Raw genomic sequence first — 23,036 nt, forward strand, 5'->3', positions numbered from 1 at the left:
TCCCTACTGCTGCCTCCCGTAGGAGTCTGGGCCGTGTCTCAGTCCCAGTGTGGCCGTTCACCCTCTCAGGTCGGCTACGCATCGTCGCCTTGGTGGGCCGTTACCCCACCAACTAGCTAATGCGCCGCAGGCCCATCCCTTGATGACAGATTGCTCCGCCTTTCACTCTTCCGCCATGCAGCAGAAGAAATTATCCGGTATTAGCTACCGTTTCCGGTAGTTATCCCAGTCCAAGGGGCAGGTTGCCTACGTGTTACTCACCCGTCCGCCGCTAAGCTAATCAGGAGCAAGCTCCTTCATAACTCCGCTCGACTTGCATGTATTAGGCACGCCGCCAGCGTTCGTCCTGAGCCAGGATCAAACTCTCCAATAAGGTTGTCCCGAATCGGCGTTAACCGTTCAGAACTTTATCGAATAAGCTGATAGCTCATTTTGAAATTGACGAGAATAAATTCTCATTTTGGAATCACTTTTATTGAAACCAATAAGGTGATTTCCGATACTCACTCGTTGTTCAGTTTTCAAAGATCAACATTGTTGCTTCAGTTATTAACTCGTCATCAGCAACTTTTATAATATATCATGTCTCCTGAATAATTGCAACATCTTTTTTAAAAGAATGTTAGCAAGTTATTCAGTTTACCTTCTCCAATCATTTGCAAGCCTTTGCTCCAGCCGACTGGATATATAATATATCATGTACCACTTGATGATAACAACCCTAAAAATTTACCATTTATGGGGGACTTTTAGTTCACTTTATAATGCATTCACACTATTTCAACAATATAATGCGAGCCTGCCGAATTACAGCAGGCCCGCATAGCGGTTTTATGCGTTACCTCGATCGCCAGAGTTTTTCAGTTCGAAATCCATGGATTTTTACTTTTTCTTGAGCTTCCCTTTGCTTTCTGGCTGCGGCCTTTAGTGGATGAGGTCTTAACGAGCTTTTCTGCACTCTGGGCAGCTTTCGTTTTAGAAGTCTTACCCTCACCTTTTGCGGTGCTGGCTTTTGCATTCCCGGTTGATTCCGGCACTATAGCCTCCACTGCCACTGGAATCTCCGGCGCCAGAATCTCTGGTGCAAGAATCTCCGGTACGCGGTTATGCGCGGCGAAATTCTCCATACCCGGATATGTGGGGGTTGCCGGAATTGCGGAAAGTGGGTTTACTACATCATCCCCCGAATACGGCATCGCATTAGGCGTGCCTGCAAGTGGCATTACATTAGGCGTACCTGTATAAGGCATTGCATTGGGCGTACCTGCATATGGGATTGCATTAGTCATCCCCCCATACGGCATTGCATTGGGCGTACCAGCATATGGCATTGCATTAGTCATACCCCCATACGGCATTGCATTGGGCGTACCTGCATAAGGCGATATCAGCTCCGGCTGTGCCGGTATGTTGGAAGGATAGCCATAAACCGGTTGTTCATAGGAATACGGCTGGATAACCGGTCCTTCGCACCCGCAAGGAGGCCAAGGCAAAGATACCGGCTGAACGCCGTATTGCGGAACAGCATAAGGATTGTAGTCAACGGCAGGCATAGCTGCAGTACCGGCAGGCTCACCATATACGGGTACGTTATAGGGATACCAAGCTCCGGGATAATCCGGCGGGCATGGATAGAGGTTGTCTGGATAGGCATACGGAGAGACATATTCCGGTACATAGGCGGCAGGCTGCATATATCCGGTATTGTTCGCACCCATTACCGACATTGGATCATAGGCGGGTGGGCAATCATAGGCATACGGATTTACGTTTAGACCAGGGTAGCCGGGCGTTTTTTCACAAGGAGCGATATTCTCATCCTTCCAGGCCACCGGTTCAATCTTGGACTTCTCCGCTTCCTTCGGCTTCTCATAAACAATTGCTTCCTCAGCCGGAATGGAAATTTGCACAAACAAACTCTGCGTTTCATGTACAATCTCCTGGACCGGGGCAACCTCAGGCGCCTTATTTGGCATATTGACATTGATTGGTGCGGGAACCGGCTCAGGAGCAACAATAGGTGCTACCTGCTCAGTCTTTTTCTCAATCGGCGCAGTGGCAGCTTTTTCGATTGGAGCGGTCGGTGTTTTAGGCTCGTTAGCCGGCTTCTCAATCGGTCCTGTGTAGGTTTTTCCGCCTACCTGGGTTTTGTCTACTACTGTAGGCAGCGTTGCCTGCGGATTGGCGCCCGCATTAGCAGTGGCCGTGGGCTGAACTGTGGAGGGATTATTCTTTTTGGGAATGTTGACGATTTCGCCGGTCAAAAGTGCATTCGGATTCTTCAGCTGCGGATTGGCATCGATAATTTCCTTAAGTGTAAGTCCCCAAGCCTTGGACAGCTTCCAGAGGGTATCTCCCTGCTTAACTGTGTGTTTGTAAAACAGCTCGCTGTTGTCCGGTACCGTAACCGCACCTGTGGGGATCTTCACCTTGTCACCCGGCGTCAGAACGTCCGGGTTACTGATCTGCGGGTTGGCGTCGATGACTTTTTGCAGCGGCACTCCGTACTTTTGCGACAATGCGTACAGGGTATCGCCTTCTTTGACCATGTGTATTTTCACGCCCGTATAACCTCCTATAGATGTTTTGCGCATATGCTCCCGCGAGGCCATTACCTGAGAGTAACGCAGAGCCTACGCCAAAGTGTTGTTAGCTGCCTGCAGCATTCGATATGCGGTACAGCCGCCTCCTTCGCTACTACATCTTATGCAGCCTATGGGCGAATGACATCCCGGAAACAAAAAAAATCCTTTCATGCCAGGCATGAAAGGATTTGCTTGCTTATTGAACAAACAGTCCGGACCCTTATTCCCACACTTTGTAGCCGTCTTTGTCGACCACGTTACGGAATTCTTCCAGCAATTTGAGTGTAACCGGACCGGCATGTCCCGATCCAATAACCCGGCCGTCAATTTCGCGGGCAGCGATAACCTCGGCAGCGGTACCGGTGAAGAACACTTCATCGGCAATGTAGACATCATGCATCGTAAACGGCTCTTCCTTCAGCGGAAGCCCCAGCTTCTCGCAGAGCTCGATAATCGCCATCCGGGTGATGCCTTCCAGCGCTCCGAGATAGCAAGGCGGCGTGTAGACCACTCCATTTTTGACGATAAAAATGTTGTCTCCGGAGCCCTCGGTCACATATCCCTGGGCGTTCATCATAATCGCCTCGTCGGCTTCCGCCAGGTTGGACTGGAGTTTAACGAGGATATTGTTCAGATAGTTCAGCGATTTGATCTTCGGATTCAGCGCATCGGGAAGATTGCGGCGCTGGGATACAGAGACCGCACGAAGGCCGTTAAGATACGCCTGCTCCGGGTAGATGGCGAGCTGCTCCACGATGATGATTACACTGGCCTTCGGGCATCTGCGCGGGTCCAGACCCAGGTTGCCGGGGCCGCGGGAGACCACCAATCGAATATACCCGTCACGCATATGGTTCAGGCGGATCGTCTCGGCCATCGCTTCGAGCATTTCGTCATAGGTCAGCGGAATATCCAGCATAATCGATTTGGCCGAATCATACAGCCTGTCCAGATGCTCTTTGCATTTAAAAATATTGCCGTTATAAATACGGATGCCCTCGAAAATGCCGTCACCGTATAAGAAACCATGGTCAAACACTGATACCTTTGCATTTTCTTTTGTTACATGTTGTCCATCCAGATAGATCCATTGCTCAGCCATGAACTTACTGCACCTCCGCTTTCTCTTCCTTGTAGGTGTATGTGGGATATGATCCGAGAATCCGCACCTGGCAGCCCAGAGCCTTGATTTCCTCAAGCGCCGCCGGAAGCAGGACCGATTCAATCGGCTCCAGCACATCAATATAGAAATAATAAGTGCCCAGCTTCTTCTTCGTCGGGCGTGATTCAATCCGTGACAAATTCAGCCGCCGCCAGGCAAACGCCGACAGCACCTGATGCAGCGCCCCCGGAAAATCCTCCGGAAGAGTCACCAGAATGCTGGTCTTGTCCCCGCTGCTCTTGCGGGAAAGCTCCAGCTTCCTGGGCCCCACCAGCACAAACCGGGTGTAATTATTATTGTGGTCTGTGATCTGCCGGTCCACAATCTCTAAGCCATGTGTCGCTGCACCCAGCGCTGTACCGATCGCAGCCCAGCCTTTGCCGGGATTGTTCTTGACGATCTCCACCGCTTCCGAGGTGCTGCCAACCGACTCCAGCTCCGCCCATGGGGCATGCTCGCGGACGAATTGCAGACACTGGGCCATCGCCACGGGGTGGGAGAGGATCTTCACCATCCGGCTATAATCCTTATTTCCCTCTCTGTCTCTGAATTCCTGCGGATGACCGATCAGGTTCTGAATCGACGGAAAAATCCATTCCGCCTGCATCGGCAGGTTGACTTCATTAATCAGCCAGTCGATGTGCAGACTCACCGAACCCTCAATGGTATTCTCAATCGGGATGACGCTGTATTCGGTCTCGCCGTTCGCCGTTGAGAGAAATACATCGGAAATCAGTTTATGATGCTTGATGCTGACAGCTTCATCGCCGAACAGATACAGCAGCGCTTCATGCGATACGGTGCCTTGCGGCAATGCCGCTATCGATTTCATAGGCTTGTTTCTCCTTTTATCATATCCAAAAATGATTGGTTTTGCATCCCGTTTCTTGGGACCAGCTCCGTACTTACGCCGGAGACGCATGGCCGCAGCCAGCGGGTGCGGGCGGAAATGCCGTGCTCCTCCATTGTCGCCAGCAGAAACTTCTCCAGCTCCGCCTTGCGGCTCTCCCGTCCGTCGACCATGCACAGCAGAGTCGGCCCGGCTCCGCTCAGCGCGATGCCCAGCGCTCCGTGGCCGGTCGCTTCGGCCAGCAGCTTCTCCATGCCGGGTACGAGCGCCGCCCGGTAGGGCTGGTGCAGGCGGTCCTGCATGGCCCGGCCGATCAGCTCCAGCCGCCCGGAGGCTAAGGCTGCAGTTAGCAGCGAGGTGCGGCTGATGTTGTGCACCGCATCGCTCACACTGATCTCAGTCGGCAGCACGCCGCGGGCTTTGGTGGTCGACAGCTCGAACTCCGGAATAACGACGAGCACTTCCAGATTCTCCGGAGGCTCGATCCGGATGTAGTCGGCATGCCTGCCGTCCCAAACGGCGGTAATGATCCCCCCGAACAGTGAAGCACCGACATTGTCGGGATGCTTCTCCAAAGCCGTCGCCAGATCGAACAGCTTGGCATCACTAAGCGGTGATCCTATCATAACATTGGCAGCCGCCATTGCGCCAACGATAGCCGAAGCACTGCTGCCCAGCCCGCGCGTCAGCGGAATTTCCGAATACATGGAGATGGACAGCTCAGGAACCTCTACACCTGCTTCGGCAAAAACCATCTGTGCCACCTGGTAAAGCAAATTACTCTTATCCTGCGGCAAGCCGGCCATCTCATCCCCGTGCAGGTGGAAGAGCGTTTCACTGGCTTCCTCCATCTCGATCCAGGCATATAGCGGCAAGGCCATGCCCAGCGTATCAAAGCCCGGGCCCAGATTGGCCGTGCTGGCGGGCACCTTGACTCTAGCCTTTCCATAGTTGCTTGTCATGTCGGGTAATATCTCCTTCTTCTACGTTAGCCTTCTACGCGGTAATGGCTCTTGATCCGGTGGATAACCGGCAACGCCTCCAGATGCCGCAGCACCTTCTCGAAGCTGGCCTTGCTGGCATTATGGGTGACGATAATAATCTCGGCATCGGGATTGTTCGGATTAGGCTGCTGTACCACCGAATCGAGGCTCACTTCATATTCGGCGAACACCTGAGTAATCTTGGCGAGTACCCCGGCTTTGTCGTCCACATGCAGATGCAGGAAATTTTTGAAAAAGATATCCTCGTCGCTCTTCAGCGTCTTCTGCTTGTATGGGACTATCTGCTTCAGGCCGTTCACGCCCAGCTTCAGATTCTTGATCACCGCGACCAGATCGGCCACGATGGAGGTGGCTGTCGGCATGGCGCCCGCACCGGCACCGTAGAACATCGTTTCACCCACCGCCTGACCGAAGACAAACACAGCATTGAACACGCCGTTCACCGATGCAAGCGGGTGGCTGGCACGGATCATCGTCGGCTGCACACTGATGCTGAATTCCTCGTCCTGGCGTTCGGCGATGCCGAGCAGCTTCATCTCGTAGCCGAGTCTCTTGGCAAAAGCGATATCCTCCTTGCTCACTGCAGATATCCCCCGGACACTCACATCGCCCAGTTCAACGTTCGTGCGGAAGCCAAGGGTTCCGAGAATCGCCATTTTACGCGCGGCATCCAGCCCCTCCACATCGGAAGTAGGGTCGGCTTCGGCATAGCCCAGCTCCTGCGCTTCTTTCAGCACATCGGCATAAGAGGCGCCTTCCCGGCTCATTTTGCTCAGTATGTAATTGGTTGTCCCGTTGACAATCCCCATAATCTTCATGATCTTGTCCGAGGAGAATCCTTCAATCAAGGTACGGATAATCGGGATGCCTCCGGCAACACTCGCCTCATAAAAGACATCGCAGCCCTTCTCCTGCGCCTTGGCCAGAATCTCCGACCCGTGCAGGGCCATCAGGTCCTTGTTCGCCGTTACAATATGCTTGCCGCGCTCAAGAGCTTCCAGAATATATTCCTTCGTCCCAGCGATGCCGCCCATGACCTCGACGATGACGTCGATTTCCGGATTACGGATGACCTCCCAGGGGTCGGTCGTGATTTTGGCGGCGTCCACTTCGATATCGCGCAGCTTGCCCGGCGTTCTTACCGCAATGCGCTCAATCACGATGGGCGATCCCACCTGGCTGCTCAGATCCTCCTGATTTCCTTCAAGGATACGGACTACGCCCGCTCCTACCGTTCCCAGACCCAGCAACCCTACTTTAACCGGCTTCATTTGAATCCTCCTAAAAGTTTTATGGAGCATGACCTACTTTAGAATTGACTGCGAAATAAAACTGACCTCGGAAGCATAGGCTACCCCTGCCCGATAATTAGCGCCCGTTTGACACCGGAGATGGACTTCAGCCCTTCCATCATATCACCCGGCTCCATGTTCAAATGGGAGATCTCTACGGAGATAACCACATTGGCCCGCCCCTGCAGCGGAATACTCTGATTAATGGTCAGTACATTCGCCCCATGTTCGGCCACACAGCCCAGCACCTTGGAGAGCATACCCGATTCATGCTCCAGATCGATGGAGATCGTGATGATCCGCTCCCGTTCCAGCTGATGAATCAGATGAATGCCGTCCTTGTATTTATAAAAAGCGCTGCGGCTCAGCCCGACCTGCTCCACACCCTCATGCACCGTCTTGGCATCCCCGGCTTCAAGCAGCTGCTTGACCTGCATCGTCTTCAGCACGGCATCAGGCAGAATGTCCTCCCGGACTAAATAATAGCGTTCTTTCACGAACGTCCTCACCCCAAAGACTTTTGTGTTTACATAGTGGACATTATAAGTCATGCCGCTTGAAAAAAGCAATACATTTTCACACCGCCGGCCGGAGTGGGCCGGAGCATCAGCCTTATACCCGCTTTGAAGTCTTCGCACTTCTCCAGTTAATGCAGCAATGCCCCCGGCTGAACCGGGGGCATTAACGGAATTATGCAGATGATTATTGGTAAGGTATGGCCGTTCCGCAATAATCGCAGCTCTTGGTAATACATGTGAATCTTTCTGCGCTCTACACAAAAAGCCGTGTCTTCCTCTCAGGAAAACACGGCCGGTATATGCGCCGCAATGCAGTAGCGCACATTCTTTATTTACACATTCTTTATTTAATAGTAGCTGCTGTTCTCGACAAACTCGAATTCGAAATCGCCGATGCGTACGATGGTCCCTTCCACCGCGCCACGCTTGCGCAGTTCGGCATCTACGCCCATATGGCGCAGAGTGCGGGCCAGCTTCAGAATCGCATCATGCGTATGCATCTGCATCCGCTTCAGCATCCGCTCAATGCGCGGGCTGTGCACGATATACATTTCGTTCTCGCGGGAGATGGTGAAGCTGTTGTCGTCCTCCGCCTCCAGCTTGTACACCTTGCGCTCGGTAGTTTCTGCTACCTCTTCGACCAGCGGCGCTACCGGAATGCTGTCCAGCACATCCGCTGCCCGGTACATCAATTCCTGGACCCCCTTGCGGGTCAGCGAGGAAATCGGCAGGATCTCAATATCGGGCTGCAGTTCTGTGACCTGCTGACGGAAATTGGCCAGGTTCTCTTCCGAGTCCGGCATATCCATCTTGTTCGCCGCCACGATCTGCGGCCGATCCAGCAGGCTGGCGTTGTATTGGCCCAGCTCGCCGTTGATCAGCTTCCAGTCCTCGAACGGATCGCGGCCCTCGGAGCCGGACATATCCACCACATGGACAATGACCCTGGTGCGCTCGACATGCCGCAGAAATTCATGACCGAGACCGACTCCCTCGCTTGCGCCTTCAATAAGACCCGGCAGGTCTGCCAGCACGAAGCTGCGTCCGTCCCCCACATCGACTACGCCCAGATTCGGCGTAATGGTTGTGAAATGATACGCGCCGATCTTCGGCTGTGCCGCGGATACCACGGAGAGCAGCGTCGATTTGCCGACACTCGGAAAACCGACCAGCCCTACATCCGCCATGACCTTAAGCTCCATCGTGATGTAGCGTTCCTGGCCCTCTTCCCCGTGCTCCGCCAGTTCAGGGGCGGGATTGGCCGGAGTGGCAAAGCGGGTGTTGCCGCGTCCGCCGCGTCCGCCGCGGGCGACGACCACCTGCTGCCCGTGGCGGGTCATGTCGGCGATAACTTCCTTCGTATCATCGTCGATCAGCACCGTTCCGGGTGGAATCCGCACGACCATATGCTCTGCATTGGCACCGTGCTGGCTCTTGTTGCGTCCCTTGACTCCGCGCTCGGCCTTGAAGTGCCGCTGATAGCGGAAATCCATCAGGGTACGCAGACCTTCGTCCACACGGAAGATCACATCGCCTCCGCGTCCGCCGTCGCCGCCTGCCGGACCGCCTTCAGGCACATATTTCTCCCGGCGGAATGCGACCAGACCGTCGCCTCCGTCACCGGCTTTTACATAAATCTTGGCTTTATCTACAAACATGGTTGTTCACCTTCCTTCTCTTGCTTGCCGTCCTAACTACATTTCGAGCGGCAGACGCAGCTTAAAGTGGGACCTGCTCGGCCCCGGCTGCTCCGCTCTCACGATTTTTCCTTGGACGATATTATAAATTTGCCCCTGCAGCAGTTCCGGATTTCCGTGATCGCCTTCCGCTTCGAAGGAGACCAGCACCTCGTCCCCATCCTGCGCAAAGCCGAGCCGGAGTATGCGGGTGTCGCCCTGCTGGGCGTTTCCGCTGTACTGGTAGGCTCTCACCGTCTGCATAATGACCGCAGTCAATTCCTCGCCGCTGGCCGGACTCAGCTTGTCCTCCAGCTGCAGGCCTTCCTCCACCTGCACGTCCAGCTCCAGATTGGTACGCAGGGTGCGGAAGGATTGCAGATAGAATACCAGGGACGGAACGCCTAGCTTCGCTATGCGGCTGTCCAGCGCGATCCGCTCTTTTATTCTTTCCACACATTGCAGCGATTTATCAGGCTTGCCCAGCCGGATATAGCCGTAAAGCACCTGCAGATCGTTCATCCAGTCATGCCGGTGATGATTCAGTGTTCGGTTGGCCGCCTGCTGCAGTGTTCTCTCCTGTACACGCAGTTCCTCTTCAAAACGACGCCGGCTTAAATGGAAGCTACAAGCCAGCACTGCCGCTATCCATACAGCCAGCAGCAGGCAAGTGGCCAGAGAGGTATGCAGGTACACGAGGCCTAAAGGAATCAAAACGGATAACATGACTGCCCAGAGAATACTTTTCCAGGATTTCATTCTTTCTCCCCGTCCCTCAAGTTCGCACAAAGGGTTGCGCGTTCAATTAATCACCTCAGGTAAAGCGTATGCCATTTTCCAGTATAACACAGCCATTCCCTGCAATCATCAGCATCTCCGGGCCGCCGCCGGACTCTCATCCGTCTCCGCATTGCCCAAGGGATGGAAGACTCTGCCGCATCCATACTTCAAAAAAGCCCCCGGCACTCATGCCGGAGGCTTAATCTGTGGTTAGGTTTATAAAAGCTTACGCTTCTACTGCCGCTGCTACCGGAGCGACATCAACCGGGTATACGCTCACTTTCTTGCGATCGCGTCCCCAACGTTCAAACTTCACTACGCCGTCCACGAGTGCGAAGAGCGTATCATCTTTACCGATGCCTACGTTCGTGCCCGGGTGGATTTTGGTTCCGCGTTGGCGAACCAGAATGTTACCGCCCAGAACCGCCTGTCCGTCCGCACGCTTCACGCCAAGACGCTTTGCATGGGAATCACGGCCGTTCTTTGTGGAACCTACACCTTTCTTCGAAGCGAAAAACTGAAGATCCAATTTCAACATGTTGGTCAACCTCCTTCTTCAATTAATGACTTGCTGTATCTTAATATACTTCCCGTATGACTCTGCGATATCAGTGAGCATCACGACCATCGATTCCAGCAGCAGCTGGATCTTGGCGGAAACTTCAGGGTCAGTCACCGGAACCAGGGTTCCGCTGAGAAAACCGTCATCGAGTGAAGTCTCCAGAACAACGCCGGTCAGCCTTTCAATCGAGTTCACCGTTCCGAACGTTACCGTCGAAACGCCGGCGCACACGATATCCCAGCCTTTCTTTGCGTATTCCGCATGCCCTTTCACAGTAAAGCCAACAATCGTACCCTGAGCGGATGTCCGCGTGATCCGTACGTTAATCATTAACGCACCTTCTTACGCCTGAATCTTCTCGATGGTTACTTTGGTGTACGGTTGACGATGGCCCTGCTTCTTGTGGTAGTTCTTCTTAGGTTTGTATTTGTAGACTACAACCTTTTGGCCTTTACCGTGTTTCTCAACCTTGGCCGTTACAGTAGCGCCGCTAACGAGCGGAGTTCCTGCAGTCAAACCGCCTTCAGTGGAAACAGCCAGGACACGGTCAAACGTTACGCTTGCACCGTCTTCGGCATTCAGCTTCTCAATGAACAATACGTCGCCCTCTTGGACCTTGTATTGCTTACCGCCAGTTTCGATAATTGCATACATTGTACTTGCACCTCCTCATGTCTCAGACTCGCCTAATTCAGGTGGCGTAACCCGGGGGTCCCGCGCTTATCGTACCCGATCGGAGCGGTTACAGCATGTGCAGGAACAATAGAACCAGACACATACTTAAAGAGAATAACACATTTATGGCATACCGTCAATGCTTGATTCAAAATTAACAGGTCTGTGCAAAATCCCGCTATTCCAGCCAGGTCCCCACTTTGCCGGTTCCTCCGCAGCACTGGCAGATCACCGGAACCGCTCCCGCCGAATCATGCCTTGCCTTCTTGCGCGTCATCTCCAGAAGACCCAGCTGCGTCCAGCCGAGAATGTGCGTCTTCGTCCGGTCACGGCTGATTACTCCGCTGAGGCGCTCCGTGACGAGCTTGCGGTGTGCCTCCTGCTCCATATCAATAAAGTCGACGATAATGATGCCGCCGGTGTCGCGCAGACGGATCAGCCGTCCGATTTCCTCCGCGGCCAGCAGATTGGTACGGGTTACCGTCTCTTCCAGAGTAGCTCCCCCGGTATATTGCGCCGTATTGACATCAATGACCGTCAGCGCTTCCGTCTCGTCCCAAATCAGCGTGGCTCCGCCTTCCAGCGTAATCTTCCGGTTAAAGCTCCGGTGCAGCTGCTCCTGAACACCGTAAGCGCTGAAGATCGGCTCCGGACCGTTATACATGACCACCGGCTTGTAGCCTTCAGGAGCCATTTCGCGCAAAAAGGCTTCCGCTTCCGTAGCCGCAGCCGGGGAGTCAATCAGCAGCTCGTCGCGCTGGGGATTAAAGGCATCGCGTATAAACCGCTGGACAATGCTAAGATCGCTGTGCAGAAGAGCAGGGGCTTCCGCCCTTTCTGCCCGGCGGAGAATTACCTCCCACTGCGTCCGCAGAAAGGACAGATCTCCTTCTACGGCATCCAGAGGTTCATCCTCGGACACCGTCCGCATAATAATCCCTTCTTCGCTCCGGCGCAAGCGTTCGCCGATACCCTTAAGCCGGGTACGTTCAGACTCGCGGGCAATCTTCTTGGAGACGCCGACGTATTCGGCATAAGGCATGTACACCATCCAGCGGCCCGGCAGCGTAAAGTGGGTCGTGACCCGGGCTCCTTTGCCGCCGCGCGGCTCTTTGCGCACCTGGACAATCAATTCCTGCCCCGGCGAGAGCAGCGTTTCGATCGACGGCTTCACCGCCGGCTGCTTCTCCAAATGAGGGTGAAGCACATCGTCTACATATAAAAAGGCGTTTTTCTTCTGCCCGATATCGACAAAAGCAGCCTGCATCCCCGGTAACACATTCATTACCCGGCCCTTGTAATAGCTGCCGACGAGCCCCTGCTCCTGGTCGCGCTCGGCCGCATACTCCACCAGTCTTCCATGCTCCAGAAGAGCCATCCGGGTAACATGCGGCGTACAGTGAACGATCATTTGTTTCATGGCTTCACCTCTGGTTTGATTCTTCCATCCTTCCATCGCCGTGCCGCGCTGTGCGCAAGTTATGGCAGCCGTCTCACCTTCCGAAATACGAGGAAATCAGGCGCTGCTCCGGTACAACGGCGACTACGTCTTTGTTATCGTTCATGACATAAATAAAGTGATATTGATTCCGTTTAAATAGACGCAATATATCATCCAAAGGTTTCGCAGAAAAAGCGACAATCGGTCTGGCAGCGCTCCCTGACTGCAGATAACGCTCATAGGCCCCTTCCCGGTTCATCAGGAAAGCCATAAAACGGTAAAGCAGATTGCGCTGGTCCGTTATATTGGAATACAGCAGAAACGCACCGATCATCAGCAGGTTGAGGCGCAAGCCCCCGCCTGTTCCCAGCGGCAGCAGCGCATAGAGAATGACGAGCGCGCTGGCTGCAATGCTCACTCTGCCGCTCCACAGCAGTGTGAAATAATAGGGCGCCGCTATGCTTAAAGCAGCCTGTACGATTTTGCCGCCATCGAGGGGAAGGATCGGCAGCAGATTGAACAGGGCAATGATGACATTGGCCTGAATGAAGTAGTCCGGATAACCGCCGCCGACAATGCCGGCCTGCTGCAGTCCGGCCACCAGCGTAATCATAATCCCGTTCTGGAGCGGCCCGGCCAGCGCTATCCCGATCTCCCGGCCGGCGGTAAGCCTGCCATGGTCCTCGATAACAGCCACCCCGCCGAATGGCAGAAGCTGGACTGATTTGACGGAAGCGCCGGCCCACAGCGCCGCACAGACATGTCCCATTTCATGGACGAAGACTATGGCGAATAAAGTCAACAGCTCAAGAAATTGTCCGGTCAGCACAGACAGCAGCATAATCAGGACAAAGAGCGGATGCAGTGACAGCGGAATGCCGAAGAGCCTAATCAAACGAGACCACTTCGGCAGGGTCGATGTAAGTATTGTCTTTCAGTACGGCAAAAAACAGCAGCGGAACATCGAGTCCTTCCGTCTGCTGCAGCCAGCCGACAGCGTCCCCGCTCTCCACCCAGTCATCCGCCGCCAGCCGGGTGCCGCTCAAATGGCCATACTCCGCCGTCAGGTCTCCGCCATGGCGGATTGTAACACGGATTCCGCCCTGCGGTTCCTTGGTAACGGATAATACCCGGCCCACATCAACACTCTTCACCGTAACGCTTTCATTTGAATCTTCCAGGGGCATAACTTCCACCCCCTGGCGGGCATTATCAAAGGGCCGGACGACAGTTCCGGAGACCGGCGTCTCCAGCTCATGCCTGGCGCTGACCTTCTCCGCAGGCGTGTCTTCCTCGCCGAACATCGGAATGAAGGATGGCGCTCCGTTAAAATGCTCCTCATACCACACCTGCACCGCCGCGAAATCCATATCCCGGCTCAGCATGTCCGTGACAAAACCCTGCGCCCGCAGTGCCCAAGGCTGCTGCAGCGCAAATATCCCCCATACAGCCGCAAAGACCAGTGCGCTGGCGATGATCCGCCGCAGAAGTCCTGCCGTAAACCGCGGGTGGTCACCTCCGCCTTCATGCTCCCATTCGCGGCGGCGCTGCTTCCATATGGCTTCAGGGTCCGGCTCGGGAGGACGGGTCCCTCCGCCTGCTCCCCACTCGCGGAAGCTTGCCGGCTGCTCCGGCAGTGTATGCAGCGGGGGCGTCTCCAGCCCTTCCTCGTTTTGAGTCAGCAGGCTGCGGATCCGTTCATCGCGGCGGCCTTTAATGCCTGATCTTTGTTCCATGTCCATCCCTCCGGCGGGCTTGTTTTACTCCCATTTTATGAACCGGGGCATCGGCTTTAGAACAAGCCCTGACACCTTGCGCCGAAGGGTGGACGCGTATCCGGACTGTGCCGGAAGGAATAGAGGGGACGAAATAAAACAACCCCACACTGTGGGGTCTTTGCAGGATGCGGATTCAGAAGCTCTGCCGGGTTCCGGCAAACAAAAAAAGTCCCGCCGCGGACTCTCCGCCGGCGGAACTTCAGACCCTGCTATGGGCCTCGGCGTCCATCTTTAGCCCATACCGAAAAATTTCTTGAATTTCTGAAATGCACCGGTTTTGCGGTCGAGCTGCATCAGCGGTACGGCATCGCCCAGAATCCGGCGGGCGATATTGCGGTAAGCAATGGCTGCCGAGGAGTCGGGGTTCATCACCGTCGGCTCACCGTTGTTCGCAGCCTTGATGACGAGCTCATCGTCCGGAACGATCCCGATGAGATCAATGTTAAGCACCTGCAGAATATCTTCAATATCGAGCATATCGCCGGCCTTCACCAGCCCCGGCCGGATACGATTGACGACGAGCTTCGGCGAATCGACATGCGACTGCTCTAGGAGACCGATAATCCGGTCCGCATCGCGCACGGCCGCATGCTCCGGCGTAGTGACGACGATTGCCTTGTCCGCACCCGCAATGGCATTGCGGAAGCCGTGCTCGATGCCGGCCGGACAGTCGATCAGAATATATTCATATTCCTTCTTCAGCTCAAGCACAATATCCTTGACCTGTTCCGGGGTCACAGAGGTCTTGTCCTTCGTCTGGGCCGCAGGCAGCATATACAGTTCATCGAAGCGCTTGTCCTTGACCAGCGCCTGGTTCAGGCGGCAGCGCCCCTCGCATACATCCACCAGATCATAAATGATACGGTTCTCCAGCCCCATTACAACATCCAGATTACGCAGTCCGATATCGGTATCGACCAGGCATACTTTTTTGCCTTGCAGAGCAAGCGCGGTGCCAATATTGGCCGTAGTAGTCGTCTTGCCGACTCCGCCTTTGCCCGAGGTTACGACAATCGCTTCTCCCATGGAGGCTACACCCCTTTGAACACATTTAAACCTTGACGCATTTTTACTATATTATGGATCTTATCGATTTGCATGGCGCCTTCCGTTAAATAAGCGAATTCCATACTGCTCTCCCGCTTCTCCCATTCATCCGGCGGGCGGCTGATGACATCGGCAATCCGCAGTTGGGTCGGAGCGAGCAGGGAAGCGGCGATAATCGCCTCCTGATTGCCGCCTACCCCGGCATGGGCCATGCCTCTAAGCGCACCAAGAATATAAATATCCCCCGAACAGGTAATCGTTCCACCAGGATTGATGTCGCCCATAAACAGCAGATCTCCTTCATGATGCAGCACCTGGCCCGAGCGGACCATCCCGCCCATCAAGCTGAAAGGAGACTTGTCCACCGTTTCCGGCTCCTCCAGCGCTTCCACCGTGCGGATCAGCAGATTGCCCTGGCCCTTGAGTATATCCAGCACAGCGTTCTTCTGTTCTTCGGTTACCAGACGGCTGCCCAGTTTGACATCGACATGCACAATGGGGCCGGTCAAAATATTCTGGTGGCTGTGCTCCAGCTTATACCGCAGCTCACTTAGCAGTTCCTCAAAAGCGCACTTATCGTCCAGCAGGAATACCAGGCCGTCCTTGATGCCCTTAATCCTTATAAGATTGGATTTCACTGTCATATGCCTGTCCCCCCATTCTCTTTCTTTCGTGCCCGCCGCGGTAAAATCCTTCTTTCCGCGCGAAAGAAATCCCTTAGGGGAGATTATGCATTCTCTTCCTTGCGCGTCTCTTTCTTCAGCAATTCCAACTGACGCCGGACCGGAATGTAAAGGACCAGTCCCATGGCGAAATGAAACAGCATCGTCGGAAGCATATGGTCGAGCAGCGCCCAGTTATAGGGAACCTGCGTCAGATTGAACACACTGTATATTGCGAACAGGATGCTGTCCTCCAGCAGGCTGCCGAGCAGCACTACCGTCATCATAAGCGGCAGCGGCGCCCGCGGGATCTGGAACACCAGTCCGATCAGGTAAGCCGACAGTCCCATCGCGAACGAGTGGGCGCCGAGAATCCGGCCGTAAAAAACGACGTCATGCAGCATGCCGAAGGCAAGTCCCAGCACCAGCGCCGTATGCCGGTGATGATAAACGGTAACGAACAGAAGTACGATAAAGACGAGGTTCGGAATAATCCGCATTTGCCAGCTGTCGGGCATAAGCCAGGGGAGGATGGTGCCCTGGAGAATAAATAAGAGAAACAATAATAATACCAGAACCGACCTGCGCATCCTCACTACTCCACACGCTCCTCCGTAAAGACGACAAACAGTTCTTTCCAATCCTGAAAATCAGCTGCCGGATCTATGATTGCCGTAGAAGTATAACCAAACTGTCCAATCTTGACCTCTTTGACCTCTCCGATGGTCAGCCCGCGCGGGTATAAGCCACCGACCCCGGAGGAAATCACGATGTCACCGACAGCGATGGGATCGCCAACCGGAATCTTGTTCATCTGCAGCATTCCGCTTTGGGTATCAAAGCCCTCGATCATCCCGAAGCTCTGCCCTTCCTTGTTCAGGACCGTGGCTGAAATAGCCGGCTGCGAGTTGGGATCGTTCACATCCATCATCGTCATCAATTTAACTGTAGACGTGAAATTGCTGACCTGGCTGATTACACCGACCAGACCTTCAGTTGAAACGACCGACATATTCGGCTTAATGCCGTCCTTTGAACCCAGATCTAAGACGATGGAATTATTGCTGGGCTCGGTCGTCAGACTGATGACCTGGGCAATGTACAGCTCGAAGTCATAGAGCTCCTTTTGAGCCTTTTTAAACTTCAGTTCCTCCATGTAACGTTCATTGGCGGCCTTGATGAAATTGTACTGCGCCTTCTCGCGGGTATATTGGGCTACCATCAGATGCAGCCGTTCGTTCTCCTCGGCCAGATCATGCAGGTTGGCGATATCTTGGAACAAGCCCGCTACATATCCAGCGGGCTTGTAGAACAGATTTTGCACAAAACCGGTGGTGTCGCGGACGAAGTTCTCCGGCCAGGTCAGAGACTTTCTCGAACCCAGACTGAACCCCATCAGCACGATAAAACTCACCAGCGTAATCAGCAATATAAACAGACGTTTATTGTTAAACAGCTTAAACAAGTTTCAACACCCTTTACCAAGACGTATTTCTCCCATATCGGGGTTGACGTTCGCCAGGCTCTCCTACAACCTTTACTTTCTGGAACGGCTGCCGGAGCCGCTGCGGCTCTTGAACAGATCGAGCGTTTCCAGCGCTTTGCCGGTGCCGATGACTACGCAATCCAGCGGATTCTCGGCCACAATGACCGGCATTCCCGTCTCGCGGGCCAGCAGCTTATCCAGATTGCGCATCAGAGCGCCGCCACCGGTAAGCACGATGCCACGGTCCATAATATCGGCGGCAAGCTCCGGCGGGCATTTCTCCAGCGTTACCTTAACGGCATCAATAATTGCGCTCACCGTATCGGCAAGGGCATCACAGATTTCATCCGAGGTAATAGTCAGTGTCTTCGGCAGGCCTGTGACCAGGTCACGGCCGCGGATTTCCATCGTTTCGGCCTTTTCCAAAGGCAGTGCGGAGCCGATGTCCATCTTGAGCTGTTCCGCGGTGCGTTCCCCGATCATCAGGTTATACTGGCGCTTGATGTATTGGATGATCGCTTCATCCGCTTCATCGCCGGCTACCCGGACCGAGCGGCTGGTTACAATCCCGCCAAGGGAAATCACCGCGACTTCGGTAGTCCCGCCACCGATGTCGACGACCATGCTGCCCGTCGGTTCCCATACCGGGAGATCGGCGCCGATCGCAGCAGCGAAAGGCTCTTCAATGATATACGGCTCGCGTGCTCCTGCCTGTCTGGTCGCATCCTCTACGGCGCGCTGCTCTACGGCAGTAATGCCGGAAGGCACGCACACAATGACATTCGGATGGCGCTGGAAGAGGCCGCGCTGCTTCTGGGCCTGACGGATGAAATATTTAATCATCGTCGCCGTTGTATCGAAATCGGCGATAACGCCGTCTTTCATTGGACGGATCGCACGGATGTTTCCCGGCGTGCGGCCGATCATTTTTTTGGCAGATTCGCCTACGGCTTCAATGGCTTTCGTATCGGTATTAATGGCCACGACGGATGGCTCTCTGACTACAATCCCTTTGCCCCGGACGTATACAAGCGTATTGGCCGTTCCAAGGTCTATGCCTAAATCTTTCGTAAAACCACCCAACATGTTTCTATTCTCCTTTTCCTAGTGAATCTCGCTATGAGGTTACATGTACCCTTTTTCTTTCAGGCTGACAAATTTGCTGTCACCGATAATCAGATGATCGAGCACGTCGATTCCGACAATTTCACCCGCCTGAAGCAACCGTGTTGTGATTGCGATATCCTCCGGACTGGGCGTAGGATCCCCGCTCGGATGATTATGTGCGCATATGATAGCTGCGCTGCTGCATTTCATCGCTGCCCGGAACACCTCTCGCGGATGCACAATCGAGGCGTTGAGACTGCCGATGGACAATGTTTCCTGCGCAATTACATGATTTTTCGTATTAAGGAACAAGCAGATGAAATGCTCCTTCTGCAAATAACGCAGCTGCTCGGTTATAATCTCCGCGGCGTCCTGCGGACTGCGGATAATGACCGGCAACGCAAGCCGGGAATTCGCCATTCGTCTTCCAAGCTCAATGCCTGCTTTCAGTTGCACGGCCTTGGCGGGACCGATGCCTTTGATATTCGTCAATTCTTCAATACTCAGATCGGCAAGGCCACGGATGCCGCCCGCCTCGCCTAATACGCGCTGGGCCACATGGATTGCGGATTCCCGGCGGGTGCCGGTACGCAGCAAAATGGCCAAAAGTTCCGCTTGGCTTAAAGATTCCGCCCCATAATGCATCATGCGCTCTCGTGGTCGTTCTTCATGGGGGAGGTCCCGCAGCATCAATTGCGATTCCATCCCTGATCCCTCTCTCTTCTACATGCCTTGGCGCTTCAACACATGAATGCCAAATTCGGACAGCATACCGCAAAGCAGTGCCAGCGGCAATCCGACCACGTTATAATAACAGCCGTCAATCCGGTCCACCAATGTAGCACCCAGCCCCTGAATCCCATAAGAACCGGCTTTGTCCGCAGGTTCTCCGGTTGCTATGTAGGCAGAGATTTCGTCATCGCTCAAGTTCCGCATCGTTACCGAGGTTACCCGGTGATCCACTGTGATCTTGCCGTCCGGCAGTCCGATGCAGGCCACCCCTGTGTACACCTCATGGGTCCGGCCCTGCAGAAGGGCCAGCGTAGCTTTGCTGTCCGCTTCATCCGCCGGTTTGCCCAGCACCCTTCCGTCCAGAACGACAATCGTGTCGCTGCCGACAATGACGGCATCTTCATCCGCTGCCGCGGACCTTACCGCTTCCGCCTTACGCAGGGCCAATGTACGCACAATCATCTCCGGTGTGAAATCCTCGGGCGTGCTCTCATCAGCATCGCTGGACAGCACCCGGAACGGTACGCCGAGAATGCCCAGCAGTTCCCGTCTGCGCGGGGAGCCCGAGGCCAGAATAACAGGCCGTGAGTGCTCAGTCTTCAAATGCAGCAACATCCCTTCTTGAACAAACGCGCGAGAATTACAGCCGGCGGTACAGCCATACAGCGGTAATGATGCCGGCGAGGCTAAGCAAGCACAGTTTCAATTGAATGGTAATGTCATAGGTAATGATGTCCAAATCGGCCTGCGGTGACCACTGAATCATGGTCGAGGTTGTAAGAAAAGACAATTGTTTGACAGGCTCAAGGAGCCTGGCAATCCACGCTCCGGCCAGCCAGCCCAGAATTAGAAATAACAGCAGTGTTCCTACATTTTTCTTCTTCATCAAGGTCTTCCCTCGCCATTTTTTGACACCCTAATTATTATACGGTGAAACGTTGCCCAATACAAACGCTAAATCCCGTTCGGAAATGATTACCACGCCAGTACGCAAAAATACCCCGCCCGAAAACCCGGACGGGGACTGCAAAGCATCAGGATAAGGCGGCGAGGAGCTGCCGCTGTCCGTTCAGGAAAGTCAGCATCGAATCCTGCACTTCCCAGAGCAGGGCCTGGGCGGCATTCTTGTCATATTCGTTCAGGGCTGCGACAGCCCGGTTCGCCGCCTTCTCCAATGCGGCGCAGAGGACTTGCTCCTCCGGGCCGAGCCCTGCCGCCAGTGCCTTGGCAGCTTCGCTCCAGCGCATATGCAAATCGCTGACGGAAGCCGCATCAGCCGGAGAACCCGCTCCGCCCAGCAGCCCGGCGGACAGGCTGCTCAGTTCCCCCAGCAGTTCACCGCTCGCGGCGAAATATTCCTTCACCGTCTCCGCTTCTCCGGCGAAGGCAGCCTGCTGCACGGCAGGCAGCGATACTTCCCTGACGTATAATTCGATCCCCTGATTCTTCAGCCCGCTGCTCAGCAGCTTTGCTTCTTCACGGTCCGGGGACAGGCCGGCATATACGCGGTTGCCGCCCTCCGGATCGGCTCCGGCAGCAAGGCCGGCGGACATCAGCTCCTGCTGTGCCTGTTCAGCGCCCTGAGCTGTGCTGAATACGCCGTATTGCAGCAGATAATAGCTTTGTGCCGGCACCGCTACCTGAATCCGGCCGGCTCCGGCCATTCCTGCTCCGCCAGGGAGAACGGCTCCCCCCGCCGCGGTCTGTCCGGCTCCGGCAGCTCCGCTCTGGACACTTGATGTTCCAGCCGCCCGTTCAGCACTATCCGCTCCGCCGGATATTCCGCCGAAGAAGGACAACGCCGTATAGCCCAGCAGCAGGCCTGTCCCGAGAGCACCGGCCACTGACAGTGTAACCTTCCACCAGCGGGAAGGCCGCCGGGAATGATAGGCGCCGCCGTATCCGCCCGAGTGCCGCTCATACCCTCCGCCCCCGGTGCGGTCTTGGCCCCAATCCTCCAGCGGATAGAGCCTGTCTTCCGGTTCTTCGGCCCCGCTATCGTAAGAGGCGCTGTCCCAAAGATCAGCGGCGGGCTCCGTATAAAAGGACTGGCGGGCCGGCTGATGCCTGCGGCTTAATTCTCCTTCGCTATAGCCCGAATAGGCCGTAAACTCAGCCTCAACCGGTTCTTCCTGTACCTTCCGCTCCGGTATTCTGCCATAGTCCTCATTCTCATACCCATAGTACGCATCCCCATCCAGGAGCCTGTCCTCTTCCTGGTCACGCCGCACCATCCGGACACCGGCTCCGGCATTGGCCACCACGCCGCCGCTAAGGGGAACCGCCGGTTCATGCTTCGCTGCCGCTTTGTCCGGTTCGAACCGGAACGTCATTCTGCCGCTCTTATTCAAGGAACGTCCACCTCGCTATCAGCTTCTCTTGTTAAGAGAGTATATGATAGACAAGGGGACAATATACCATGCTCACGCAGCCTGAATCCGCGAAATGCCTATATTAAACTCAGCAATTTGCTTCTGATCTGGCCGGCTTCATAATGGTTCAGCAACGTCCGGTAAGCCTGATCGGCGATAATCGAGCCCAGCTCCGGCATTTCCAGGAGCTGCACCACATGCTCCGCGAACTCACCGGTTGTGCCGGCCAGCAGGATGTTGCGTCCGGGCTCACATTGCAGCGCCTCGGAGCCCTTCCGGCTCGTGATAACCGGTGTCTTCAGCGCCCAGGCCTCCAGAATCTCCGACTGGCCGCCTACCCCTTCCCGCAATAAGGTAAGAACCGCCCTCGCCCGGCGTATGTAATGGTCCGTGCCGCCTTCTGATCCGGCGACAATCACTGAAGAGTCGTCTCTGACCAAAGCCGCGATTTCAGGATGCAATGCATCGCCCGGAAGATAGCAGCGGCATGCCGGGACTTGTTCCTTAATGACAGGATAAATCTTGCGGAAAAACACCAGGGCGGCATTCTTGCCTTCCGTGGAGCGCATATTCCAGTGCAGGAAGATGGACTCCTCTTTGGCCACGGCATCGCCGTAGGTGTAGTCCTGCAGATCCACAAATGCCGGCACCGTATGTACCTTGCCCGCATCCGCAAACGAGAGCGATTTGAAATACAGCGCATCCCATTCCGATGCCGTAAGCAGCAGGCTCGCCTTGTTCACCAGCTTGCGGGCTTCCCGCCGGTTCAGCGCCCCCTGGAGCGCCCGGTAGTGTTTCGTGATTCCCCGGGGGCCGACGCTTCTGCCGGCAGGGGCTTCACTGTTCAGCCTGTACGCATCGGTAATCACGGCCGCATCCGGCAGCAGCGATGAAACCATATCAAGGCATTTCAGTAACAGGGTATTCGAAATAAAAACGCGTCTATACTTGTGTGCCCGTCCAAGACTGGCGATTTCAGCGCGCAAACGTTTATCTGTGTCCGCAGCTGCTGAATTTCCCCGCAGCTTGTTCAGAGGGCCAAGCAGCGGAAGGCTGCGGCCCCGGGTCTGCCCCAGCGGATGCAGCATCAGCGAAGGCCGCGGCTTAAACGGCAGCTCTCTATGCGCCTGCGAATATTCCAGCAAATCGATATCGTATTTCTCCAGCAATATATCGAGAAAACGCTCTGTCCTCTTGTCTCCCTCAGGGTCTTCTGGTTGATATGCGGACAAAAACAGCAATCTCTCTCTCATGGCTACTGACTCCTTGATTTTCACAAATAATTATAGATATAGTAGGTCTTGGCT

At 54.8% G+C, this 23,036-nt stretch carries 24 protein-coding genes and 1 rRNA gene; all 25 read right to left on the minus strand.

Going from position 1 to position 23,036, the window contains the following annotated elements; genetic code table 11:
* Positions 1-373, minus strand: a 16S ribosomal RNA gene (locus tag F1379_RS10775); the annotation flags it as partial.
* A 487-nt stretch (positions 374-860) separates the two neighbouring features.
* Positions 861-2,594 (minus strand): LysM peptidoglycan-binding domain-containing protein, encoded by a 1,734-nt coding sequence (locus F1379_RS10780; RefSeq protein WP_162551120.1) that lies wholly within the window; start codon positions 2,592-2,594, stop codon positions 861-863.
* Between the two features lie 211 nt (positions 2,595-2,805).
* Positions 2,806-3,687: a branched-chain-amino-acid transaminase gene (gene ilvE, locus F1379_RS10785; protein ID WP_150269330.1), complete on the minus strand. Its 882-nt coding sequence runs from the start codon at positions 3,685-3,687 to the stop codon at positions 2,806-2,808.
* A gap of 4 nt (positions 3,688-3,691) precedes the next feature.
* A complete protein-coding gene (pheA, locus tag F1379_RS10790) occupies positions 3,692-4,579 on the minus strand; it encodes a prephenate dehydratase (RefSeq protein WP_150269332.1) in 888 nt (295 codons plus the stop codon).
* The gene (thrB, locus tag F1379_RS10795; RefSeq protein WP_150269334.1) at positions 4,576-5,559 is read right to left on the minus strand and encodes a homoserine kinase; all 984 of its coding nucleotides are present in this window, start codon (positions 5,557-5,559) and stop codon (positions 4,576-4,578) included. The genes pheA and thrB overlap by 4 nt, the downstream gene beginning before the upstream one ends.
* A gap of 26 nt (positions 5,560-5,585) precedes the next feature.
* Positions 5,586-6,872 (minus strand): homoserine dehydrogenase, encoded by a 1,287-nt coding sequence (locus F1379_RS10800; protein ID WP_150269336.1) that lies wholly within the window; start codon positions 6,870-6,872, stop codon positions 5,586-5,588.
* A gap of 80 nt (positions 6,873-6,952) precedes the next feature.
* A complete protein-coding gene (locus F1379_RS10805) occupies positions 6,953-7,390 on the minus strand; it encodes an ACT domain-containing protein (protein ID WP_150269338.1) in 438 nt (145 codons plus the stop codon).
* A gap of 368 nt (positions 7,391-7,758) precedes the next feature.
* Positions 7,759-9,069 (minus strand): GTPase ObgE, encoded by a 1,311-nt coding sequence (gene obgE / locus F1379_RS10810; RefSeq protein ID WP_150269340.1) that lies wholly within the window; start codon positions 9,067-9,069, stop codon positions 7,759-7,761.
* Between the two features lie 36 nt (positions 9,070-9,105).
* Positions 9,106-9,846 (minus strand): Spo0B domain-containing protein, encoded by a 741-nt coding sequence (locus tag F1379_RS10815; protein WP_150269342.1) that lies wholly within the window; start codon positions 9,844-9,846, stop codon positions 9,106-9,108.
* A gap of 247 nt (positions 9,847-10,093) precedes the next feature.
* Entirely contained in the window at positions 10,094-10,405 is a 312-nt protein-coding gene (gene rpmA, locus F1379_RS10820) for a 50S ribosomal protein L27 (RefSeq protein ID WP_091070599.1), read from the minus strand.
* 18 nt (positions 10,406-10,423) lie between these two features.
* Complete coding sequence (locus F1379_RS10825; protein ID WP_150269344.1) at positions 10,424-10,759, minus strand: ribosomal-processing cysteine protease Prp; 336 nt, start codon at positions 10,757-10,759, stop codon at positions 10,424-10,426.
* A 12-nt stretch (positions 10,760-10,771) separates the two neighbouring features.
* On the minus strand, positions 10,772-11,083 hold the full coding sequence (gene rplU / locus F1379_RS10830; protein ID WP_150269346.1) for a 50S ribosomal protein L21: 312 nt from the start codon (positions 11,081-11,083) through the stop codon (positions 10,772-10,774).
* A gap of 199 nt (positions 11,084-11,282) precedes the next feature.
* A complete protein-coding gene (locus F1379_RS10835) occupies positions 11,283-12,524 on the minus strand; it encodes an Rne/Rng family ribonuclease (protein ID WP_150269348.1) in 1,242 nt (413 codons plus the stop codon).
* Positions 12,525-12,597: 73 nt separating this feature from the next.
* Entirely contained in the window at positions 12,598-13,440 is an 843-nt protein-coding gene (locus F1379_RS10840) for a site-2 protease family protein (RefSeq protein WP_150269350.1), read from the minus strand.
* Positions 13,433-14,281 carry a M23 family metallopeptidase gene (locus F1379_RS10845; RefSeq protein WP_162551121.1) on the minus strand — a complete coding sequence of 283 codons (849 nt, stop codon included), beginning with the start codon at positions 14,279-14,281 and terminating at the stop codon, positions 13,433-13,435. The genes F1379_RS10840 and F1379_RS10845 overlap by 8 nt, the downstream gene beginning before the upstream one ends.
* A 273-nt stretch (positions 14,282-14,554) precedes the next feature.
* On the minus strand, positions 14,555-15,349 hold the full coding sequence (minD, locus tag F1379_RS10850; RefSeq protein ID WP_150269354.1) for a septum site-determining protein MinD: 795 nt from the start codon (positions 15,347-15,349) through the stop codon (positions 14,555-14,557).
* Positions 15,350-15,354: 5 nt separating this feature from the next.
* Complete coding sequence (gene minC / locus F1379_RS10855; protein ID WP_150269356.1) at positions 15,355-16,014, minus strand: septum site-determining protein MinC; 660 nt, start codon at positions 16,012-16,014, stop codon at positions 15,355-15,357.
* 83 nt (positions 16,015-16,097) lie between these two features.
* Positions 16,098-16,628, minus strand: coding sequence for a rod shape-determining protein MreD (gene mreD, locus F1379_RS10860; protein ID WP_150269358.1), 531 nt, complete (start codon positions 16,626-16,628; stop codon positions 16,098-16,100).
* Positions 16,628-17,497: a rod shape-determining protein MreC gene (gene mreC, locus F1379_RS10865; RefSeq protein WP_239004633.1), complete on the minus strand. Its 870-nt coding sequence runs from the start codon at positions 17,495-17,497 to the stop codon at positions 16,628-16,630. The genes mreD and mreC overlap by 1 nt, the downstream gene beginning before the upstream one ends.
* 72 nt (positions 17,498-17,569) lie before the next feature.
* On the minus strand, positions 17,570-18,604 hold the full coding sequence (locus F1379_RS10870; protein WP_150269360.1) for a rod shape-determining protein: 1,035 nt from the start codon (positions 18,602-18,604) through the stop codon (positions 17,570-17,572).
* A 39-nt stretch (positions 18,605-18,643) separates the two neighbouring features.
* Positions 18,644-19,330 carry a RadC family protein gene (gene radC, locus F1379_RS10875; RefSeq protein WP_150269362.1) on the minus strand — a complete coding sequence of 229 codons (687 nt, stop codon included), beginning with the start codon at positions 19,328-19,330 and terminating at the stop codon, positions 18,644-18,646.
* 18 nt (positions 19,331-19,348) lie between these two features.
* The gene (locus F1379_RS10880) at positions 19,349-19,972 is read right to left on the minus strand and encodes a Maf family protein (protein ID WP_150269364.1); all 624 of its coding nucleotides are present in this window, start codon (positions 19,970-19,972) and stop codon (positions 19,349-19,351) included.
* 25 nt (positions 19,973-19,997) lie between these two features.
* Positions 19,998-20,243, minus strand: a complete 246-nt coding sequence (locus F1379_RS10885; protein WP_150269366.1) for a DUF4321 domain-containing protein — start codon at positions 20,241-20,243, stop codon at positions 19,998-20,000.
* A 148-nt stretch (positions 20,244-20,391) separates the two neighbouring features.
* Positions 20,392-21,708, minus strand: a complete 1,317-nt coding sequence (locus F1379_RS10890; RefSeq protein WP_150269368.1) for an SPOR domain-containing protein — start codon at positions 21,706-21,708, stop codon at positions 20,392-20,394.
* A gap of 98 nt (positions 21,709-21,806) precedes the next feature.
* Positions 21,807-22,982, minus strand: coding sequence for a glycosyltransferase (locus tag F1379_RS10895; protein ID WP_150269370.1), 1,176 nt, complete (start codon positions 22,980-22,982; stop codon positions 21,807-21,809).
* Between the last annotated feature and the right edge of the window lie 54 nt (positions 22,983-23,036).

Origin of the sequence: Paenibacillus tepidiphilus (assembly GCF_008635795.1) — a bacterium.
Taxonomy (GTDB): Bacteria; Bacillota; Bacilli; order Paenibacillales; family Paenibacillaceae; genus Paenibacillus_AQ; species Paenibacillus_AQ tepidiphilus.

Bases quoted from the DNA above. Each gene is read 5' to 3' on its own strand.
- F1379_RS10780 (WP_162551120.1), bottom strand. From the start codon at position 2,594: ATGCGCAAAACATCTATAGGAGGTTATACGGGCGTGAAAATACACATG.
- ilvE (WP_150269330.1), bottom strand. From the start codon at position 3,687: ATGGCTGAGCAATGGATCTATCTGGATGGACAACATGTAACAAAAGAA.
- pheA (WP_150269332.1), bottom strand. From the start codon at position 4,579: ATGAAATCGATAGCGGCATTGCCGCAAGGCACCGTATCGCATGAAGCG.
- thrB (WP_150269334.1), bottom strand. From the start codon at position 5,559: ATGACAAGCAACTATGGAAAGGCTAGAGTCAAGGTGCCCGCCAGCACG.
- F1379_RS10800 (WP_150269336.1), bottom strand. From the start codon at position 6,872: ATGAAGCCGGTTAAAGTAGGGTTGCTGGGTCTGGGAACGGTAGGAGCG.
- obgE (WP_150269340.1), bottom strand. From the start codon at position 9,069: ATGTTTGTAGATAAAGCCAAGATTTATGTAAAAGCCGGTGACGGAGGC.
- F1379_RS10815 (WP_150269342.1), bottom strand. From the start codon at position 9,846: ATGAAATCCTGGAAAAGTATTCTCTGGGCAGTCATGTTATCCGTTTTG.
- rpmA (WP_091070599.1), bottom strand. From the start codon at position 10,405: ATGTTGAAATTGGATCTTCAGTTTTTCGCTTCGAAGAAAGGTGTAGGT.
- F1379_RS10825 (WP_150269344.1), bottom strand. From the start codon at position 10,759: ATGATTAACGTACGGATCACGCGGACATCCGCTCAGGGTACGATTGTT.
- rplU (WP_150269346.1), bottom strand. From the start codon at position 11,083: ATGTATGCAATTATCGAAACTGGCGGTAAGCAATACAAGGTCCAAGAG.
- F1379_RS10835 (WP_150269348.1), bottom strand. From the start codon at position 12,524: ATGAAACAAATGATCGTTCACTGTACGCCGCATGTTACCCGGATGGCT.
- F1379_RS10845 (WP_162551121.1), bottom strand. From the start codon at position 14,281: ATGGAACAAAGATCAGGCATTAAAGGCCGCCGCGATGAACGGATCCGC.
- minD (WP_150269354.1), bottom strand. From the start codon at position 15,349: ATGGGAGAAGCGATTGTCGTAACCTCGGGCAAAGGCGGAGTCGGCAAG.
- minC (WP_150269356.1), bottom strand. From the start codon at position 16,014: ATGACAGTGAAATCCAATCTTATAAGGATTAAGGGCATCAAGGACGGC.
- F1379_RS10870 (WP_150269360.1), bottom strand. From the start codon at position 18,604: ATGTTGGGTGGTTTTACGAAAGATTTAGGCATAGACCTTGGAACGGCC.
- radC (WP_150269362.1), bottom strand. From the start codon at position 19,330: ATGGAATCGCAATTGATGCTGCGGGACCTCCCCCATGAAGAACGACCA.
- F1379_RS10880 (WP_150269364.1), bottom strand. From the start codon at position 19,972: ATGTTGCTGCATTTGAAGACTGAGCACTCACGGCCTGTTATTCTGGCC.
- F1379_RS10885 (WP_150269366.1), bottom strand. From the start codon at position 20,243: ATGAAGAAGAAAAATGTAGGAACACTGCTGTTATTTCTAATTCTGGGC.
- F1379_RS10895 (WP_150269370.1), bottom strand. From the start codon at position 22,982: ATGAGAGAGAGATTGCTGTTTTTGTCCGCATATCAACCAGAAGACCCT.